The organism is Klebsiella pasteurii (assembly GCF_018139045.1).
In the GTDB taxonomy this organism is placed as follows: Bacteria; Pseudomonadota; Gammaproteobacteria; order Enterobacterales; family Enterobacteriaceae; genus Klebsiella; species Klebsiella grimontii.
In genome coordinates, this window is the sequence record NZ_CP073236.1 from 3,414,018 (window position 1) to 3,430,798 (window position 16,781).

28 protein-coding genes are annotated in these 16,781 nt (G+C 50.4%); 5 read left to right on the forward strand and 23 right to left on the reverse strand.

The features are described from left to right. Window positions 1–3 precede the first annotated feature (3 nt). From KCG39_RS16050 to dprA, 3 genes are read right to left on the reverse strand one after another with little or no spacing between them, the layout of a single operon-like run. Complete coding sequence (locus tag KCG39_RS16050) at window positions 4–546, reverse strand: DNA topoisomerase family protein (protein ID WP_004125871.1); 543 nt, start codon at window positions 544–546, stop codon at window positions 4–6. A gap of 27 nt (window positions 547–573) precedes the next feature. Further along, the gene (gene smg / locus KCG39_RS16055) at window positions 574–1,047 is read right to left on the reverse strand and encodes a DUF494 family protein Smg (protein ID WP_004125874.1); all 474 of its coding nucleotides are present in this window, start codon (window positions 1,045–1,047) and stop codon (window positions 574–576) included. Then, complete coding sequence (dprA, locus tag KCG39_RS16060) at window positions 1,019–2,143, reverse strand: DNA-protecting protein DprA (RefSeq protein WP_004125875.1); 1,125 nt, start codon at window positions 2,141–2,143, stop codon at window positions 1,019–1,021. The genes smg and dprA overlap by 29 nt, the downstream gene beginning before the upstream one ends. Before the next feature lie 129 nt (window positions 2,144–2,272). Between dprA and def the strand changes: the two genes are divergently transcribed. The 5 genes from def (at window position 2,273) to mscL (ending at window position 7,038) form a co-directional block, all read left to right on the forward strand. After that, window positions 2,273–2,782 (forward strand): peptide deformylase, encoded by a 510-nt coding sequence (gene def, locus KCG39_RS16065; protein WP_049113989.1) that lies wholly within the window; start codon window positions 2,273–2,275, stop codon window positions 2,780–2,782. A 14-nt stretch (window positions 2,783–2,796) separates the two neighbouring features. Continuing rightward, entirely contained in the window at window positions 2,797–3,744 is a 948-nt protein-coding gene (gene fmt, locus KCG39_RS16070; RefSeq protein WP_142467988.1) for a methionyl-tRNA formyltransferase, read from the forward strand. Window positions 3,745–3,796: 52 nt separating this feature from the next. Next, entirely contained in the window at window positions 3,797–5,086 is a 1,290-nt protein-coding gene (rsmB, locus tag KCG39_RS16075) for a 16S rRNA (cytosine(967)-C(5))-methyltransferase RsmB (RefSeq protein WP_142467990.1), read from the forward strand. A gap of 21 nt (window positions 5,087–5,107) precedes the next feature. Beyond that, window positions 5,108–6,484 carry a Trk system potassium transporter TrkA gene (gene trkA, locus KCG39_RS16080; RefSeq protein WP_004125888.1) on the forward strand — a complete coding sequence of 459 codons (1,377 nt, stop codon included), beginning with the start codon at window positions 5,108–5,110 and terminating at the stop codon, window positions 6,482–6,484. 140 nt (window positions 6,485–6,624) lie between these two features. After that, window positions 6,625–7,038, forward strand: a complete 414-nt coding sequence (mscL, locus tag KCG39_RS16085) for a large-conductance mechanosensitive channel protein MscL (RefSeq protein WP_004125889.1) — start codon at window positions 6,625–6,627, stop codon at window positions 7,036–7,038. On the opposite strand, the gene KCG39_RS16090 is transcribed toward mscL, so the two are convergent. The 20 genes from KCG39_RS16090 to rplN form a co-directional block, all read right to left on the reverse strand. Next, a complete protein-coding gene (locus KCG39_RS16090; protein WP_004125891.1) occupies window positions 6,992–7,252 on the reverse strand; it encodes an alternative ribosome-rescue factor A in 261 nt (86 codons plus the stop codon). The two genes, mscL and KCG39_RS16090, sit on opposite strands and share 47 nt — an antisense overlap. 58 nt (window positions 7,253–7,310) lie before the next feature. Next, entirely contained in the window at window positions 7,311–7,736 is a 426-nt protein-coding gene (gene zntR / locus KCG39_RS16095; RefSeq protein ID WP_004125893.1) for a Zn(2+)-responsive transcriptional regulator, read from the reverse strand. A 2-nt stretch (window positions 7,737–7,738) separates the two neighbouring features. Further along, on the reverse strand, window positions 7,739–8,107 hold the full coding sequence (locus KCG39_RS16100; RefSeq protein WP_004125895.1) for a DnaJ family domain-containing protein: 369 nt from the start codon (window positions 8,105–8,107) through the stop codon (window positions 7,739–7,741). A 107-nt stretch (window positions 8,108–8,214) separates the two neighbouring features. Further along, on the reverse strand, window positions 8,215–8,601 hold the full coding sequence (gene rplQ, locus KCG39_RS16105; protein WP_001216372.1) for a 50S ribosomal protein L17: 387 nt from the start codon (window positions 8,599–8,601) through the stop codon (window positions 8,215–8,217). 40 nt (window positions 8,602–8,641) lie between these two features. After that, window positions 8,642–9,631 (reverse strand): DNA-directed RNA polymerase subunit alpha, encoded by a 990-nt coding sequence (locus tag KCG39_RS16110; RefSeq protein ID WP_002919219.1) that lies wholly within the window; start codon window positions 9,629–9,631, stop codon window positions 8,642–8,644. A gap of 25 nt (window positions 9,632–9,656) precedes the next feature. Continuing rightward, window positions 9,657–10,277: a 30S ribosomal protein S4 gene (gene rpsD / locus KCG39_RS16115; RefSeq protein WP_004125897.1), complete on the reverse strand. Its 621-nt coding sequence runs from the start codon at window positions 10,275–10,277 to the stop codon at window positions 9,657–9,659. Window positions 10,278–10,310: 33 nt separating this feature from the next. Beyond that, window positions 10,311–10,700 carry a 30S ribosomal protein S11 gene (rpsK, locus tag KCG39_RS16120; protein WP_004138423.1) on the reverse strand — a complete coding sequence of 130 codons (390 nt, stop codon included), beginning with the start codon at window positions 10,698–10,700 and terminating at the stop codon, window positions 10,311–10,313. 16 nt (window positions 10,701–10,716) lie between these two features. Next, a complete protein-coding gene (gene rpsM, locus KCG39_RS16125) occupies window positions 10,717–11,073 on the reverse strand; it encodes a 30S ribosomal protein S13 (RefSeq protein WP_004106333.1) in 357 nt (118 codons plus the stop codon). 146 nt (window positions 11,074–11,219) lie between these two features. Further along, window positions 11,220–11,336: a 50S ribosomal protein L36 gene (rpmJ, locus tag KCG39_RS16130; protein WP_000868187.1), complete on the reverse strand. Its 117-nt coding sequence runs from the start codon at window positions 11,334–11,336 to the stop codon at window positions 11,220–11,222. 31 nt (window positions 11,337–11,367) lie between these two features. Next, a complete protein-coding gene (gene secY, locus KCG39_RS16135) occupies window positions 11,368–12,699 on the reverse strand; it encodes a preprotein translocase subunit SecY (RefSeq protein WP_004106334.1) in 1,332 nt (443 codons plus the stop codon). 7 nt (window positions 12,700–12,706) lie between these two features. Beyond that, on the reverse strand, window positions 12,707–13,141 hold the full coding sequence (rplO, locus tag KCG39_RS16140) for a 50S ribosomal protein L15 (protein WP_004106336.1): 435 nt from the start codon (window positions 13,139–13,141) through the stop codon (window positions 12,707–12,709). 3 nt (window positions 13,142–13,144) lie between these two features. Then, window positions 13,145–13,324: a 50S ribosomal protein L30 gene (gene rpmD, locus KCG39_RS16145; RefSeq protein ID WP_001140434.1), complete on the reverse strand. Its 180-nt coding sequence runs from the start codon at window positions 13,322–13,324 to the stop codon at window positions 13,145–13,147. A 3-nt stretch (window positions 13,325–13,327) separates the two neighbouring features. Beyond that, window positions 13,328–13,831: a 30S ribosomal protein S5 gene (gene rpsE, locus KCG39_RS16150; protein WP_004106339.1), complete on the reverse strand. Its 504-nt coding sequence runs from the start codon at window positions 13,829–13,831 to the stop codon at window positions 13,328–13,330. 14 nt (window positions 13,832–13,845) lie between these two features. After that, a complete protein-coding gene (rplR, locus tag KCG39_RS16155; protein ID WP_000358960.1) occupies window positions 13,846–14,199 on the reverse strand; it encodes a 50S ribosomal protein L18 in 354 nt (117 codons plus the stop codon). Window positions 14,200–14,208: 9 nt separating this feature from the next. After that, window positions 14,209–14,742 (reverse strand): 50S ribosomal protein L6, encoded by a 534-nt coding sequence (gene rplF / locus KCG39_RS16160; RefSeq protein WP_004106341.1) that lies wholly within the window; start codon window positions 14,740–14,742, stop codon window positions 14,209–14,211. A 12-nt stretch (window positions 14,743–14,754) separates the two neighbouring features. After that, window positions 14,755–15,147 (reverse strand): 30S ribosomal protein S8, encoded by a 393-nt coding sequence (rpsH, locus tag KCG39_RS16165; protein ID WP_004106343.1) that lies wholly within the window; start codon window positions 15,145–15,147, stop codon window positions 14,755–14,757. 33 nt (window positions 15,148–15,180) lie between these two features. Then, the gene (gene rpsN / locus KCG39_RS16170) at window positions 15,181–15,486 is read right to left on the reverse strand and encodes a 30S ribosomal protein S14 (protein WP_002919667.1); all 306 of its coding nucleotides are present in this window, start codon (window positions 15,484–15,486) and stop codon (window positions 15,181–15,183) included. A 14-nt stretch (window positions 15,487–15,500) separates the two neighbouring features. Further along, complete coding sequence (rplE, locus tag KCG39_RS16175) at window positions 15,501–16,040, reverse strand: 50S ribosomal protein L5 (RefSeq protein ID WP_001096202.1); 540 nt, start codon at window positions 16,038–16,040, stop codon at window positions 15,501–15,503. 14 nt (window positions 16,041–16,054) lie between these two features. Next, entirely contained in the window at window positions 16,055–16,369 is a 315-nt protein-coding gene (rplX, locus tag KCG39_RS16180) for a 50S ribosomal protein L24 (RefSeq protein ID WP_004106345.1), read from the reverse strand. A 10-nt stretch (window positions 16,370–16,379) separates the two neighbouring features. After that, window positions 16,380–16,751 (reverse strand): 50S ribosomal protein L14, encoded by a 372-nt coding sequence (rplN, locus tag KCG39_RS16185; RefSeq protein ID WP_000613954.1) that lies wholly within the window; start codon window positions 16,749–16,751, stop codon window positions 16,380–16,382. Window positions 16,752–16,781 lie beyond the last annotated feature (30 nt).

The window sequence follows — 16,781 nt, forward strand, 5'->3', positions numbered from 1 at the left end:
GATTTATTCCGCCGATATCGGCTTTCCACATTGTTTGCTGGCACAAAAGCGCTTAACGCCCTGCGCCGTTTTCTTTTCGATTAGCAACGGGTAATGACACTCAGGACACTCGCCCGCCACTGGCCTGAAGTTAATGACGAACTGGCAATCGGGGTAACGATCGCAGGAATGGAAGTTTTTTCCATAACGTGAACGGCGCTGAACCAGATGCCCTTGCCCGCATTGCGGGCAGGCTATTGCAGTTTCATCCGGCTTATCGATAAGTTCAGTATGTTCGCAATCAGGATAGCTGCTACAACCGATAAACATACCAAAACGCCCCTGGCGTAGCACCAGCACTGCGCCGCAAGACGGACACGTTTGCCCCTCCAGAACTTTAACAATATGCCCGTCCGCCTGATTTTTCAGGGGCCGGACATAGTCACAGTCAGGATAATGCGAGCAGCCGAGAAAAGGCCCGTGCTTCCCGGAGCGTATTACCAGTTCAGCCCCACACTGCGGGCAAGGTTCGTTTTTACGCACCGAAAACAGCGCTGTTTTGGTCATAACAATTCTAATGTCGCAGCAAAAAAGTTAGTGCAGCATACCTTCATTTACTTCAAAGAGTAATTCTTCCATTTGCTGGTAGGCATTTTCGCAACCGGGAATATTGAACAGCACCATCAGAATCACCCATTTGAGATCCTCCAGATCGAATTCTGCCGTATCCAGCGCCAGCACGCGCTCTATCACCATTTCCCGTGTTTCGAGGTTCAACACCTGAATTTGCTCAAGGAACAGTAAGAATCCCCGGCAACTCGCGTCAAGACGCTGACACTCCTCGTCAGTATATACTCGTAACGAGAGTGGGTCAGAAGCTAGCTGCATAGGTGCAACAAGCCCCTCCTGGTAATCAGCCAGTTTTTCGAGCCACATTAGGGCGTTATAGATATCTTCTCGTTCAAAACCGGCATCGGTCAGATCCCGAGTTAGCTTGTCCTGATCCACGCGCATTTCTGCTTCGTTATGGATGTAAGTTTCAAACAGATACATCAGTACGTCGAACATGGCTTGCCCTCCTTAATCGGACATAGCCGCCGGGTACAGCTGCGATCCAGCCTGCTAACTCCAGTTCTAGTAGCTGGGCTACGGTTACTGGCACAGATTGGCCGGCACGTTCAGCGACAACGTCAACAGGTGTTACCTCATCTCCTACGTTAGCCAGGAGCTCTGGAAATGGCAATGCTACAGAAGGCCGATCACCGCAATTATTTACGTCATTTGGCTCGGGAAGAATATTCGGTAGCTCATCTCGCCAGTATTCGACGATATCTTCAGGGGCTGTTACGGGAATCGCGCCCTGCTTGATAAGCCAATGAGGGCCTTCTGAACCCGGGCTGCCAATCGGCCCTGGCAGAGCAAAGACATCCCTTCCCTGCTCCAGCGCATAACGAACCGTCACTAATGAGCCACTTTTCAGCGCAGCTTCAATAACCAACACACCGGCGCTTAGGCCACTGATAATCCGGTTACGGCGGGGAAAATTGCCCGGAAGGGGCGGAGTGAACAGCGGAAACTCAGAAATGACGGCTCCGCCACCGTTAATTATCTGCTCCGCTAACGCCTGATGGCGACGAGGATAGATCTCTCCTAAGCCATTCCCTAAAACAGCCACCGTTTTACCTTTCCCTTCCAGCGCACCACGATGAGCAATACCATCAATGCCAAGGGCCAGACCGCTCGTGATCGTAATGTCATACCGCGCTAAAGCTTCGCTAAATAGTTTTCCCCAACGAGCGCCATACCAAGAGTGTGACCGACTCCCAATGACGGACAGCTGCCGGCTACTGAGTAGCGCAGGATCTCCACATACTAAAAGGGCGCATGGAAAGTCGACAATCGCCCGCAATTGAGGTGGGAAAAGCGGATCTTCGGCAGTCAGTAAATAGCAATTGGGTTGCTCCAGCCATTGTAGCGTGGCATCGATTTCGCATTGGTTAACGCCGAGGAAATGCTTCGATTGCGCCAGATTCAAACCACGGGCACGCAACTCTTCTCGCTCTAGCGTCGGAGATGAACATAGCTGGCGTGCAGCACTGATAGCACCTTCGCCATACAGGCTGCTCACTCTCATCAAACGTAACCAAATTTCCCTCGGCGTCATCCCTGTTCCCCTGCCACAAGCGACTTTAACAATCTTTGCGATTGGTCAGTGAGACTGTCAATTGCAGGGGGTTTTGTCTAGAATAGAGGTAATAATCTTTCCAACTCCTGAACACAACTCTGGATAACTATGTCAGTTTTGCAAGTGTTACATATTCCGGACGAGCGCCTTCGCAAAGTCGCAAAACCGGTAGAAGAAGTAAATGCAGAAATTCAGCGTATCGTCGATGATATGTTTGAGACGATGTACGCTGAAGAAGGTATCGGTCTGGCCGCAACGCAGGTAGATATTCATCAGCGCATTATCGTTATTGACGTATCAGAAAATCGTGAAGAGCAGCTGGTATTAATTAACCCTGAGCTGCTGGAAAAGAGCGGAGAAACAGGCATTGAAGAGGGTTGCCTCTCTATTCCTGAACAGCGTGCTTTAGTACCGCGTGCAGAAAAGGTGAAAATCCGCGCGCTCGATCGCGACGGTAAACCTTATGAGCTTGAAGCTGACGGTCTGCTGGCAATCTGTATTCAGCATGAGATGGATCACCTCGTCGGTAAGCTGTTCATCGACTACCTGTCGCCGCTCAAGCAACAACGCATTCGTCAGAAAGTTGAGAAACTTGATCGCCTGAATGCCCGAGCTTAAGGACGAGAATTAACGTGTCAGATTCACTACGTATTATTTTTGCGGGCACACCTGACTTTGCAGCGCGTCATCTCGACGCGCTGCTCTCCTCTGGACATAACGTTGTTGGCGTGTTCACCCAACCGGACCGTCCGGCTGGTCGCGGTAAAAAACTCATGCCCAGCCCGGTAAAAGTTCTGGCGGAAGAGAAAGGCATATCGGTATTCCAGCCAGTTTCGTTACGTCCGCAGGAAAACCAACAACTCGTCTCTGACCTGCGCGCAGATGTTATGGTCGTCGTGGCCTATGGCCTCCTTCTGCCAAAAGCCGTACTTGATATTCCACGCCTGGGCTGCATTAACGTTCACGGCTCGCTGCTTCCGCGCTGGCGCGGTGCGGCCCCGATTCAACGTTCGCTGTGGGCTGGCGATGCCGAGACGGGTGTAACCATCATGCAGATGGATGTTGGTCTCGATACGGGTGATATGCTGTATAAGCTTGCGTGCCCGATCACCGCAGAAGACACCAGCGGGACGCTGTACGACAAGCTGGCTAACCTTGGCCCTCAGGGGCTTATCGAAACCCTTAAGCAGCTTGCCACAGGTACCGCAAAACCGGTTGTACAGGATGAAGCGCTGGTTACCCATGCGCAAAAACTCAGCAAAGAAGAAGCGCATATCAACTGGTCTCTTTCCGCTGCTCAGTTAGAACGCTGCATTCGCGCCTTTAACCCGTGGCCAATGAGCTGGATAGAAATTGATGGCCAACCGGTAAAAGTCTGGCAGGCGTCGGTTATCAATGTGGCCACAACCGCCGAGCCAGGAACCATTCTTGAAGCGACCAAACGGGGAATTCAGGTCGCGACCGGGGACGGGGTCCTGAATTTACTGTCGCTACAGCCGGCCGGGAAAAAAGCCATGAGTGCTCAGGATCTATTAAACTCGCGCCGGGAATGGTTTGTACCTGGCAGCCGTCTGGTCTGACGCTCCCTTCTTAATACGCCCGGTGTTACCGGGCATTTTTATTTTTGTACTTATGAAAAAACAACTCAATTTACGCAGTCTGGCAGCACAGGCCGTTGAACAGGTTCTCGAACGAGGGCAATCCTTAAGCAACGTTCTGCCCCCGCTGCAACAAAAAGTCTCGGATAAAGATAAAGCGCTGCTTCAGGAGCTATGCTTTGGCGTGCTACGTACACTTTCACAGTTAGATTGGCTGATAGGCAAGCTCATGTCCCGACCGATGACGGGTAAGCAGCGCGTTGTGCACTATCTGATTATGGTGGGCTTTTATCAACTGTTATACACACGCATCCCGCCTCATGCAGCCTTGGCGGAAACCGTTGAAGGCGCCGTTGCTATTAAGCGTCCACAGCTCAAAGGGTTGATAAATGGTGTCTTGCGCCAGTTTCAGCGTCAGCAGGAAGAGCTGTTAGCTGAATTTTCTCGTAGCGAGATCCGCTTTTTACATCCTTCCTGGTTATTGAAACGTCTGCAGAAAGCCTATCCAGCACAGTGGGAATCTATTGTAGAAGCGAACAACCAGCGCCCGCCGATGTGGTTGCGCGTAAACCGCGTCCACCATTCGCGCGACAGCTGGCTGGAATTACTGGAGGCGGCGGGAATGAAAGGCTTTACTCATCCCGCTTACCCTGACGCCGTGCGCCTGGAAACACCGGTACCGGTCCACGCATTACCCGGGTTTGAGGCAGGTTGGGTGACCGTGCAGGATGCCTCTGCTCAGGGCTGCATGACATTCCTTGATCCGCAAAACGACGAGCAAATTCTGGATCTGTGCGCTGCCCCGGGTGGTAAAACCACCCATATTCTCGAAGCGGCGCCCGAAGCACAAGTTCTGGCTGTCGACGTTGATGAGCAGCGACTCTCCCGCGTCTACGACAACCTGAAGCGTCTGGGCATGAAGGCAACCGTCAAGCAAGGCGATGGCCGTTATCCAGCCCAATGGTGTGGCGAGCAACAATTCGATCGTATTCTGCTGGATGCCCCTTGCTCCGCCACCGGTGTTATTCGCCGTCACCCAGATATTAAATGGCTGCGCCGGGATCGCGATATCGCGGAACTGGCCCAGCTCCAGGCTGAAATTTTGGATGCCGTATGGCCGCACCTGAAATCCGGCGGCACTCTGGTTTACGCGACATGTTCAGTATTGCCAGAAGAGAACAGCCAGCAAATAAAAGCCTTCCTGCAACGTACAGCTGATGCGGTTCTCAGCGAAACCGGCGACGCTGATTTACCGGGCCAGCAAAATTTGCCTGGCGCCGAGCAAGGTGACGGCTTCTTTTACGCTAAGCTAATCAAAAAGTAATGAGATAACGAGTCGCGACTGATGAAAATTATCATATTGGGCGCAGGGCAGGTCGGCGGAACTCTGGCAGAAAACCTTGTCGGAGAGAACAACGATATTACGCTGGTAGACACGAATGGCGACCGCCTTCGCAGTCTTCAGGACAAATTTGATCTCAGAGTGGTTCAGGGCCACGGCTCGCATCCTCGCGTGCTGCGTGAGGCCGGTGCGGATGATGCCGACATGCTGGTTGCAGTGACCAGCTCAGATGAAACGAACATGGTGGCCTGTCAGGTCGCCTATTCGCTGTTTAATACGCCAAATCGTATTGCCCGCATCCGTTCCCCGGATTATGTACGCGATGCTGATAAACTTTTCCATTCAGAAGCGGTTCCTATTGACCACCTCATCGCTCCAGAGCAGCTGGTAATTGACAGTATTCACCGTCTGATCGAGTACCCAGGCGCGCTGCAGGTTGTCAATTTTGCTGAAGGCAAAGTCAGCCTTGCTGTCGTTAAAGCTTATTATGGCGGTCCTTTGGTGGGAAACGCGCTTTCAACTATGCGCGAGCATATGCCGCATATTGATACACGCGTAGCAGCTATTTTTCGCCACGATCGTCCTATCAGGCCACAAGGATCAACAATCGTAGAAGCCGGTGATGAGGTGTTTTTCATCGCAGCATCACAGCATATTCGTGCAGTGATGAGCGAACTTCAGCGTCTTGAAAAACCGTACAAGCGCATCATGTTAGTTGGCGGGGGAAACATTGGGGCCGGGCTCGCCCATAAGCTGGAGAAAGATTACAGCGTCAAGCTTATTGAACGTAATCAACAGCGCGCCGCAGAGCTCGCAGAAAAGTTGCAAAATACAATTGTCTTTTACGGTGATGCATCAGATCAAGAATTGCTGGCGGAAGAACACATCGATCAAGTCGATCTTTTTATTGCCGTCACCAACGATGATGAAGCTAACATTATGTCTGCCATGCTCGCAAAACGCATGGGCGCCAAAAAAGTAATGGTACTGATCCAGCGCCGGGCCTATGTTGATCTTGTTCAGGGGAGCGTGATCGACATTGCAATATCACCGCAGCAGGCAACAATTTCTGCTCTGCTCAGCCATGTGCGTAAAGCCGATATTGTTGGCGTTTCCTCTCTGCGCCGCGGTGTCGCGGAGGCCATTGAAGCTGTAGCGCACGGAGATGAAAGCACTTCGCGGGTCGTTGGTCGCGCTATCGATGAGATTAAACTCCCCCCCGGAACAATTATTGGCGCAGTAGTACGCGGTAATGATGTCATGATCGCGAATAATAATCTGCGTATTGAGCAAGGGGATCATGTCGTTATGTTCCTGACGGACAAAAAATTCATCTCTGATGTCGAGAGACTATTCCAGCCAAGTCCTTTCTTCCTGTAGCTCTTAGGCGTCGACAAGACGCCTTTCTTTTATCCCTTATATATCAAAGGATAATATTTTTCTGCAATTATTCCCCAGTAATGGAAAATAAGAATACATTTGTTAAACTTATCTGTGTTAGCTGGCTCAAGGAGAATAAAATGAGTTTTTTAAAAGAATTTCGCGAATTTGCGATGCGCGGGAACGTGGTTGATTTGGCAGTCGGTGTCATCATTGGTGCAGCATTTGGTAAAATCGTATCGTCGTTAGTTGCCGATATTATTATGCCGCCACTAGGTTTACTCATTGGCGGAATCGACTTTAAACAGTTTGCTGTCACGCTACGAGACGCCCAGGGAGACATCCCAGCGGTCGTAATGCATTATGGCGTATTCATCCAGAACGTCTTCGATTTTATTATCGTGGCGTTTGCCATTTTTATGGCAATCAAACTGATGAATAAATTGAATAGAAAAAAAGAAGAGATACCGGCAGCACCACCGGCCCCGACCAAAGAAGAAGTCCTGCTTAGCGAAATTCGTGACCTGTTGAAAGAACAAAACAATCGTTCTTAAGAAGCGTCAAAAGCAGAAGGCCAGTGGTAAAAAAGTTATTTACTTTCTTGCCACTGGCCTCCCGACCATTCCGTCCTGCATGTTTTTCTTTTCTTTGGTAGCTCCCTTTCCCTTTCTTGTTCTTCTCAACTCGCTGCCTGAATAATGGGTCATGAAGTAATGCCTCAATGGCGTTATCTTTAATTTGCCCTTTAGTATGCTGATAGCGGCTCATAAACTCTCCAGATTAGTAAAAGAAATCGGCCTGAGTGTAGACGCGACTGATGCAAAAATCAACGTGCTGTATTTTGGTTGCTGGCACCCTGCTCAAGCGCTTCAAGAATTGAACAATAGACGCTGCTGTGCGCTGTTCCGCAGCAAGCATCATTGAGGCGCTGCAAAGAACGACGCATGGTTTGTAGCTCTTTAATCCGGGATTCCACTTCGCTTAAACGAGCCTGCACAATACCTTTAGATTCCTGGCAGGTGTGATGTTCAGGATCGATGCGGATCGAAAGAAGTTCGCGGATCGATTCCAGCGTGAAACCGAGCTGCCTGGCATAGCGGATAAAACGCAGCCTCTGTAAGTCGTTGTCCGTATAGAGGCGAAATCCACCTTCCGTACGCACATTGTGATCCATCATCTGCTGCTTTTCGTAGTAGCGGATGGTGTCGGGAGTAACATCAGCCAATTTTGCCAGTTCACCAATACGGTACATGATTACTCCTCTTTAATTTTATGTAGCAACTTATCAGCGTAATCTCCGCGCAGGAAGTCAGTGTTCAGGCCCGCCTGTCGCAGCTTTAATTCGAGTAGCGCCAAACGACGGCTCAGCTCCGCATAGCGCGGATCGCTCTCCTGTACACCTTTTAGTAAGTCAGTGAGCATTACCGCTTCTTTACGATGTTCAAGTTCTGGAGGTAAACAACCCGCATTTTTGAGTAATCGATAACCTGCGCGTAGCTCAGCTGGCACATGCGAGTCGTCATCCAGAGACAGGGGTTCCCCGCTTCCCGGAAGATTATCTAACTCACCTTTGCGCTGCGCATCAAGAATATGACGTTCTGCCCACTGATCCAGTAACCACATCATAAGGCTCCGGCGATGAACATAAATAATGCAGATATTGTAAACAAGCAGGAATAGGGAGGATATAAAAAAACCCGCCGGAGCGGGTTTTTTTACGTTACTACAGATTACTCTGCAGCAGCTTCTGCTTTCGATTCAGAGCGATCAACCAGCTCGATGTATGCCATCGGCGCGTTGTCGCCTGCACGGAAGCCACACTTCAGAATACGAGTGTAACCACCGGCGCGGCTCGCGAAACGCGGGCCCAGCTCGTTAAACAGTTTTGCCACGATCTCGTTATCACGAGTGCGGGCGAATGCCAGACGACGATTAGCAACGCTATCAGTCTTGGCAAGAGTAATCAGCGGCTCAACTACGCGACGCAGTTCTTTCGCTTTCGGCAGGGTCGTCTTGATGATTTCATGACGAACCAGCGAACCAGCCATGTTACGGAACATAGCCTGGCGATGGCTGCTGTTGCGGTTCAGTTGACGACCACTCTTACGATGGCGCATGACCTTATCCTTCTCAGTAAAACCTTAACCTGTGATCCGGTTACTCGTCAGCAATGCTTGCCGGTGGCCAGTTTTCCAGGCGCATGCCCAGAGACAAACCACGTGAAGCCAGCACGTCTTTAATCTCGGTAAGAGATTTTTTACCCAGGTTCGGCGTTTTCAGCAACTCAACCTCGGTACGCTGTACCAGATCACCGATATAGTGGATAGCTTCTGCCTTAAGGCAGTTAGCAGAGCGGACAGTCAATTCGAGATCGTCAACAGGGCGCAGCAGGATCGGATCGAATTCTGGTTTCTCTTCTTTCACTTCCGGCTGACGTACATCACGTAAATCAACGAAAGCTTCCAGTTGTTCTGCCAGGATGGTTGCCGCACGACGAATCGCCTCTTCAGGATCGATTGTGCCGTTGGTTTCCATTTCGATGACCAGCTTGTCCAGGTCGGTACGCTGTTCTACACGCGCTGCTTCAACATTGTAGGCAATACGCTCTACCGGGCTGTAGCATGCGTCGACCAGCAGACGGCCGATTGGGCGCTCATCTTCTTCCGAATGAATTCGGGCAGAAGCCGGCACATAACCGCGACCGCGCTGAACTTTGATACGCATGCTAATAGCAGCGTTCTCATCGGTCAGGTGGCAGATCACATGTTGCGGCTTGACGATTTCGACATCACCGTCATGGGTAATGTCGGCTGCGGTCACAGGGCCAATGCCAGATTTGTTCAAAGTAAGGATAACTTCATCTTTACCCTGAACTCTCACCGCCAGCCCTTTCAGGTTGAGCAGGATTTCAAGGATATCTTCCTGAACGCCTTCTTTGGTGCTGTACTCATGAAGTACACCATCAATCTCAACCTCGGTCACCGCGCAACCCGGCATCGATGAGAGCAGAATACGGCGCAGTGCGTTACCCAGAGTATGGCCAAAGCCACGCTCTAAAGGTTCAAGGGTCACCTTGGCGTGCGTCGAACTCACTTGCTCGATATCGACCAGGCGCGGTTTTAGAAACTCTGTCACAGAACCCTGCATTGTGTCCTCTCTTTGGTACTAAGCTTTACTTGGAGTAAAGCTCGACGATCAGGTGTTCGTTAATGTCCGCAGACAGATCAGAACGTTCCGGCTGACGCTTGAACGTACCTTCCATCTTGCCAGCATCAACTTCCAGCCAGGTTGGCTTTTCACGCTGCTCAGCCAGCTCCAGAGCGGCTTTCACGCGAGATTGCTTTTTCGCTTTCTCACGAATGCTGACAACGTCATTCGCTTTAACCTGATAAGAAGCGATGTTAACAACACGACCGTTTACCATGATAGCTTTGTGGCTAACCAGCTGACGTGATTCAGCACGAGTCGCGCCGAAGCCCATACGGTATACAACGTTGTCCAGACGACCTTCCAGCAGAGTCAACAGGTTTTCACCGGTGTTGCCTTTCAGACGCGCTGCTTCTTTATAGTAGTTACGGAACTGACGCTCCAGCACACCGTACATACGGCGAACTTTTTGCTTTTCACGCAACTGCACACCATAGTCAGACAGACGCGGTTTACGCGCACCGTGCTGGCCAGGAGCTTGTTCAATTTTACACTTGGTATCGATCGCGCGAACGCCAGACTTAAGGAACAGGTCTGTGCCCTCACGACGGCTCAGCTTGAGCTTAGGACCCAAATATCTTGCCATTTTCTTTCTCCAACAATCCTAGAAACGAACGCGTTATACGCGACGTTTTTTCGGCGGACGACAACCGTTATGAGGGATCGGAGTCACATCAGTAATATTCGTGATGCGGAAACCAGCGGCGTTCAGTGCACGAATAGTAGATTCGCGACCTGGACCCGGACCTTTGACCATAACTTCCAGATTCTTGATGCCGTATTCTTTTACGGCTTCAGCGCAACGCTCTGCTGCAACCTGAGCTGCGAACGGAGTGGATTTGCGAGAACCACGGAAACCGGAACCACCGGCTGTTGCCCAACCCAGCGCGTTACCCTGACGATCGGTAATGGTAACGATGGTGTTGTTAAAAGAAGCATGGACATGAGCCACGCCATCAGAGACTTGTTTTCTTACACGCTTACGTGCACGAACTGGTGCCTTTGCCATTATTCAATCACCCCGACTATTTCTTGATCGGTTTACGCGGACCCTTACGGGTACGTGCGTTGGTCTTAGTACGCTGACCGCGAACCGGAAGACCACGACGATGGCGTAAACCACGATAGCAACCAAGGTCCATCAGACGCTTGATGCTCAGGGTGATTTCACGGCGCAGATCACCTTCAACGACAAATTTACCAACCGCTTCACGCAGGGATTCAATTTGTTCTTCAGACAGCTCACTGATCTTAACATTTTCAGCGATACCCGTGTCAGCACAGATGGCTTTAGAGCGGGTCTTGCCGATACCGAAAATGGCAGTTAATGCGATTACGGTATGTTTGTGATCAGGAATGTTAATGCCTGCTATACGGGCCACTATGCACTCCTACTATTTAATATGTACGCACCATGCTGAAAAGCCCGTTTTCAGGATACTCAAATGGAAACGTACAGACATACAAAAGATTGGCTGGCTAATCTAGCCAGCTCAACCCAACTTTGCAAGAAAAATATGCGAATAAATCAGCCTTGGCGCTGTTTATGCTTCGGCTCGGCACTGCAAATCACGCGGATGACGCCATCACGCTTAACGATTTTGCAGTTACGGCATAATTTCTTGACGGAAGCACGAACTTTCATTTTTACTCTCCGTAACTTCTCGAGCGACCTGTTAGCGGCCGTAGCCTTTCAGGTTCGCCTTCTTCAATGCAGACTCGTACTGACTCGACATCATCAGAGTTTGCACTTGAGCCATAAAGTCCATAATCACGACAACAACGATAAGCAGTGAGGTCCCACCAAAGTAGAACGGTACTTTCATTGCATCACGCATGAACTCCGGGATCAGGCAGATAAAAGTGATGTATAACGCACCGACTAAAGTCAGGCGGGTCATTACTTTATCGATATACTTCGCCGTTTGCTCTCCCGGACGAATTCCTGGTACAAATGCACCGGACTTCTTCAGGTTATCTGCTGTTTCACGCGGGTTGAAAACCAACGCCGTATAGAAGAAACAGAAGAAGATGATTGCAGACGCATAGAGTAACACATAAAGCGGTTGCCCAGGCTGCAAATACAGCGAAATTGTTGTCAGCCAGTTCCAACCAGTACCGCCCCCGAACCATGATGTAATGGTTGCCGGGAACAGAATAATACTGGAAGCGAAGATTGCCGGGATTACCCCTGCCATATTCACTTTCAGCGGTAAATGTGTGCTCTGTGCAGCATAGACACGACGACCCTGTTGACGCTTAGCGTAGTTTACCACAATGCGGCGTTGGCCACGCTCAACAAAGACAACAAAGAAAGTCACTGCAAATACTAATACTGCAACCAACAGCAACAGGAGGAAGTGCAGGTCGCCTTGACGCGCTTGCTCGATAGTATGGGCGATGGCCGGCGGGAGACCCGCAACGATACCGGCGAAGATAATGATCGAGATACCGTTTCCGATACCGCGTTCAGTAATCTGTTCACCGAGCCACATCAGGAACATCGTTCCTGAGACCAGACTAACAACAGCGGTGAAATAGAATGCAAAGCCTGGATTAATCACCAGGCCCTGCATACCAGGCATATTCGGCAGACCGGTAGCAATACCAATCGACTGGAATATCGCCAGCACCAGAGTACCGTAGCGGGTGTACTGGCTGATCTTACGACGACCAGACTCCCCTTCTTTCTTCAGCTCTGCTAACGGCTGATAAACAACCGTTAACAGCTGGACAATGATCGATGCCGAAATATACGGCATGATACCCAACGCAAAGATAGAAGCACGGCTGAGAGCACCACCAGAGAACATGTTGAACATTTCAATGATGGTGCCTCGCTGTTGCTCAAGCAGTTTGGCAAGTACAGCGGCATCAATACCAGGGATCGGAATAAAAGAGCCAATACGGAACACAATCAACGCACCGATTACAAACAACAGTCTGCGCTTCAGTTCGCCAATCCCACCTTTGGCACTTTGAAAATCTAATCCCGGTTGCTTAGCCATCTGCTACTTATTCCTCAATTTTACCGCCAGCAGCTTCGATAGCAGCACGAGCACCTTTAGTCACGCGCAGGCCACGAACAGTTACCGGACGAGATACCTCACCAGACAGGATCACTTTCGCGAATTCGATCTGGATACCGATAATGTTAGCCGCTTTCAGCGTGTTCAGGTCGATAACATCGCCTTCTACGTGAGCCAGATCAGACAGACGAACTTCTGCAGTGATCATCGCTTTACGAGAAGTGAAGCCGAATTTCGGCAGACGACGGTACAGAGGCATCTGACCACCTTCGAAACCGCGACGTACGCCACCGCCAGAACGAGAGTTCTGACCTTTGTGACCACGACCACCGGTTTTACCGAGGCCAGAACCGATACCACGACCCAGGCGTTTACCCGCCTTTTTGGAGCCTTCGGCCGGAGACAGAGTATTTAAACGCATCTCTTACTCCTCAACTTTAACCATGAAGGAAACCGCGTTGACCATACCACGAACAGCAGGAGTATCCTCGCGCTCTACGGTGTGACCAATACGACGCAGACCCAGGCCAAGCAGCGTTGCCTTGTGTTTCGGCAAACGACCGATTGCACTGCGGGTTTGAGTAATTTTAATAGTCTTTGCCATGGTTTATTTCCCCAGAATTTCTTCAACGGATTTACCACGCTTGGCAGCGACCATTTCTGGAGAATTCATATTTTCCAGGCCATCAATAGTTGCACGAACCACGTTGATCGGGTTGGTGGAACCATATGCTTTGGCCAGAACGTTATGAACTCCAGCAACTTCCAGAACGGCGCGCATTGCACCACCGGCAATGATACCGGTACCTTCGGAAGCTGGCTGCATGAATACACGAGAACCCGTGTGAACACCTTTAACCGGGTGCTGCAGGGTGCCGTGGTTCAGCGCGACATTAATCATATTGCGACGGGCTTTTTCCATCGCTTTCTGGATCGCTGCTGGAACTTCACGCGCTTTACCGTAACCAAAACCAACGCGACCGTTACCGTCACCAACTACAGTCAGAGCTGTGAAGGAGAAAATACGACCACCTTTAACGGTTTTAGATACGCGGTTAACCGCGATCAGCTTTTCCTGCAGTTCGCCAGCTTGTTTTTCGATGTGAGCCATCTTACACCTCTACCTTAGAACTGAAGGCCAGCTTCACGGGCAGCATCTGCCAGTGCCTGGACACGACCATGATATTGGAACCCGGAACGGTCAAAGGAAACATCTTTGATGCCTTTTTCCAGAGCGCGTTCAGCAACAGCTTTACCCACAGCTGCTGCCGCGTCTTTGTTACCGGTGTACTTCAGTTGTTCAGCGATAGCTTTTTCTACAGTAGAAGCAGCTACCAGAACTTCAGAACCGTTCGGTGCAATTACCTGTGCGTAAATATGACGCGGGGTACGATGTACCACCAGGCGAGTTGCACCCAGCTCCTGGAGCTTGCGGCGTGCGCGGGTCGCACGACGGATACGAGCAGATTTCTTATCCATAGTGTTACCTTACTTCTTCTTAGCCTCTTTGGTACGCACGACTTCGTCGGCGTAACGAACACCCTTGCCTTTATAAGGCTCAGGACGACGGTAGGCGCGCAGATCTGCTGCAACCTGACCGATCACCTGCTTATCAGCGCCTTTCAGCACGATTTCAGTTTGAGTCGGACATTCTGCAGTGATACCGGCCGGCAGTTTATGCTCAACAGGATGAGAGAAACCTAAAGCCAGGTTTACTACATCCCCTTTGACCGCTGCACGATAGCCTACACCAACCAGCTGAAGCTTTTTAGTGAAGCCTTCGGTAACACCAACAACCATTGAGTTCAGCAGGGCACGCGCGGTACCAGCCTGAGCCCATCCATCCACGAAACCATCACGCGGACCGAAGGTCAGAGCATTATCTGCATGTTTAACTTCAACAGCATTGTTGAGGGTACGAGTCAGCTCGCCGTTTTTACCTTTGATCGTAATAACCTGACCGTTGATTTTTACATCAACGCCGGCAGGAACAACGACCGGTGCTTTAGCAACACGAGACATTTTTTCCTCCGATTAGGCTACGTAGCAGATAATTTCGCCACCAAGACCAGCCTGGCGCGCTGCACGATCGGTCATAACACCTTTAGAGGTAGAAATAACCGCGATACCCAGACCCGCCATAACTTTCGGCAGCTCATCTTTACGTTTGTAGATGCGCAGACCTGGGCGGCTGACACGCTGAATGCTTTCTACAACAGCTTTACCCTGGAAATACTTAAGAGTCAGTTCCAGTTCCGGCTTGATGTCGCCTTCAACTTTAAAATCTTCAATAAAGCCTTCTTCCTTCAGCACGTTGGCAATTGCCACTTTCAGCTTGGAGGAAGGCATGGTGACCGCAGCTTTATTCGCGGCCTGACCGTTACGGATACGGGTCAGCATATCCGCGATCGGATCTTGCATGCTCATCTGTCTTTACTCCCGTGATTCAATTGGTGACAATTACCAGCTAGCCTTTTTCAGACCCGGGATTTCACCGCGCATTGCGGCTTCACGGACCTTGATACGGCTCAACCCGAACTTCCGCAGGAAACCATGCGGACGACCTGTTTGACGGCAGCGATTACGCTGACGAGACGGGCTGGAATCACGCGGCAGAGTCTGCAGCTTGAGAACAGCGTTCCAACGATCTTCGTCGGTTGCGTTCACATCAGAGATGATAGCTTTCAGTTCAGCGCGTTTAGCGAAGAATTTATCAGCTAAAGCCACGCGCTTTACTTCGCGTGCTTTCATTGATTGCTTAGCCATTAAGTAACCCTACCTTACTTGCGGAACGGGAAGTCAAAGGCAGCCAGCAGAGCGCGGCCTTCTTCATCAGATTTCGCAGTAGTGGTAATGGTAATATCCAAACCACGAACGCGGTCGACTTTATCGTAGTCGATTTCTGGGAAGATGATCTGCTCACGGACACCCATGCTGTAGTTGCCACGACCGTCGAAAGACTTAGCGGACAAGCCACGGAAGTCACGGATACGCGGTACAGCAATAGTGATCAGGCGCTCAAAGAACTCCCACATGCGTTCGCCACGCAGAGTTACTTTACAGCCGATCGGATAGCCCTGACGGATTTTGAAGCCTGCAACTGATTTGCGTGCTTTGGTGATCAGCGGTTTTTGACCGGAGATTGCTGTCAGATCTGCTGCTGCGTTATCCAGCAGTTTCTTGTCAGCGATCGCTTCACCAACACCCATGTTCAGGGTGATCTTCTCGACCCGAGGGACTTGCATGACAGAATTGTAGTTAAACTCAGTCATGAGTTTTTTAACTACTTCGTCTTTGTAGTAATCATGCAGTTTCGCCATCGTACTACTCCAAATTACTTGATAGTTTCGCTGTTAGACTTGAAGAAACGGACTTTTTTGCCGTCTTCGAATCTAAAGCCTACACGGTCAGCCTTGCCGGTTGCCGCATTGAAGATCGCAACGTTAGAAACCTGAATAGCAGCTTCTTTTTCAACGATGCCGCCTGGTTGGTTCAGAGCCGGAACCGGCTTCTGGTGTTTCTTAACCAGGTTGATACCTTCAACAATGAGCTTGCCGGAAGACAAGACATTCTTAACTTTACCGCGTTTACCTTTATCTTTACCGGTTAACACGATAACTTCGTCATCACGACGGATTTTCGCTGCCATGATTCGCTCCTTAGAGTACTTCTGGGGCCAGAGAGATAATTTTCATGAACTTCTCGTTACGAAGTTCACGAGTTACCGGCCCAAAAATACGCGTACCGATGGGCTGCTCGCTGTTATTGTTTAAAATAACGCATGCATTACCATCGAAGCGAATGACAGAACCGTCCGGGCGACGAACACCCTTCTTGGTGCGCACCACTACCGCCTTCAGCACATCACCTTTTTTGACCTTACCACGCGGAATTGCTTCCTTGATGGTGATCTTGATGATGTCGCCTACGCCTGCGTAGCGACGGTGCGAGCCACCCAGAACCTTGATACACATTACGCGACGTGCACCGGAGTTGTCGGCGACGTTCAGCATAGTCTGTTCTTGGATCATTTTAGTGCTCCGCTAATGTCAACTACTACT